We start from the raw sequence: 1,848 nt of genomic DNA, 5'->3' as shown, positions 1-1,848 counted from the left end.
GTAGGTCAGGGTCTCGCCCGCGCAGGAGACGGCCACCGCGTCGGGCGTGGCCGCGGCGCGCGCGGCGATCCGGTCGTGGATCGTGCCGTCCCAGGGGGCGACGCCGGGCGTCACCGCCCAGTCGCCCACCAGCCGCTCCCGCTCGGCCGGGGTGAGCAACGGCAGCGCGGAGACGGGCCGGTCCGGGTCGGCCACGGCGGCGGCGAGCAGCGTGTTCAGGTGCTCCCCGAAGCGCGCGACGGTCGGCGCGTCGAACAGCTCGGCGCTGTACTCGACGAGCGCCCGCAGTCCGCCCTCGTACTCCTGGAACTCGACGGTCAGGTCGAACAGCGCCGAGTCCTCCCGCTCCAACGGGTAGTCGCCGACGCGGACCCCGCCGAGGCCCGGGTGCACGCCGGGCGCGTTCTGCAGCACCACCATCGCCTGCACCAGCGGTGTGCGGCTCGTGTCACGCTCCGGCTGCACCGCCTCCACCAGGCGCTCGAAGGGCACGTCCTGGTGGGCGAACGCGTCGAGCACGGTCTCCCGCATCTGCCCGAGCAGGGTGCCGAAGGGCGTGTCGGGGTCGATGTGCGAACGCAGCACGACCGTGTTGACCAGGAAACCGACCAGCTGCTCCAGACCCGCCCCGTCCCGGCCGGCGGACGCGGTGCCGACGGCGATGTCCCGCTGCCCGGTGTAGCGGGCGAAGACCGCCTTGACGGCCGCCGTCAGCGCCATGAAGAGGGTCGCGCCCCGCGCACGCGCCAGATCCTTGAGCCCGTCCACGGTGGCGGCCGGCACCTCGAAACCCTGCACGCCGCCCCTCGACGAGCGTACGGCCGGGCGGGGCCGGTCGGTGGGCAGCTCCAGCGGGGCGATGCCGTCGAGCCGCTCGCGCCACCAGTGGAGCTGCTGCGCCAGCAGGCCGCCGTCCTCCAGCCGGGCGCGCTGCCAGGCGGCGAAGTCCGCATACTGGACGGCGACTTCGGGCAGCCGGTGCGCGCGGCCCTCGGTGCGGGCGGTGTAGAGCTCGCCCAGCTCGCGGGCGACGACGCCCATGGACCAGCCGTCGGTGACGATGTGGTGCATCCCCAGCACGCACACGTGCTCCTCGGCGGAGAGGCGGACCAGGAGGACCCGGACGAGCGGGCCGTCGCGCAGGTCGTAGGGGCGCGCCAGTTCCTCCCGCGCCAGCGCGCGCAGCCGTTCCTCGTCCGTCGCCTCCTCTGCGCGCCACTCCGGTTCCAGCACGGGGTGGACCGTCTGCACGCCACGGCCGTCTACCACGGAGAACGTCGTCCGCAGCGCCTCGTGCCGGGCCACCAGGTCACCGACCGCCGTGCGGAGCGCTTCCGGGTCCAGGGGGCCGGTCAGACGCAGCCCGACGGCCGAGTGGTACTCGGTGCCGCCCTCGTTGAAGTCCTCCAGGAACCACAGTCGCTGCTGGCCGAAGGACATCGGCAGCAGGCCGTCGCGCGGCGCCCCCGGGATCACCGGCGCGCCGGGCGCGTCCTCCGCCTCCAGGGCCACGGCGGCCGCCAGTTCGGCGACCGTCGGAGCCTCGAAGAGCAGCCGCGGCGAGAGTCGTCCGCCCAGTGCCTGGCGGGCGTGGGAGATGACCTGGATGGAGAGGATGGAGTCGCCGCCGAGTTCGAAGAAGTTGTCGTGGACGCCGACCTTGTCGACGCCGAGGACGTCGGTCCAGATGGCGGCGAGGGTTTCCTCGGTCTCGTCGCGCGGGGCGGTGTAGGCGGTGGTGAGGTGTTCGGTGCGGGTCTCGGGGTCGGGCAGGGAGCGGCGGTCGACCTTGCCGCTGGGTGTGAGGGGGAGGTGGTCGAGGGTGACGAAGAGGGCGGGGATCATGTA

1 protein-coding gene is annotated in these 1,848 nt (G+C 73.8%); it reads right to left on the bottom strand.

The features are described 5' to 3' along the window. A partial coding sequence (locus ACF061_RS39005) for a condensation domain-containing protein (RefSeq protein ID WP_392271769.1) occupies window positions 1-1,848 on the bottom strand: 1,848 nt, incomplete at both ends.

Source organism: Streptomyces sp. NPDC015220 (assembly GCF_043079345.1).
Classification (GTDB): Bacteria; Actinomycetota; Actinomycetes; order Streptomycetales; family Streptomycetaceae; genus Streptomyces.
The sequence above is the reverse complement of the archived record's forward strand: the minus strand, read 5'-3'. Positions and strand labels throughout refer to the sequence as shown.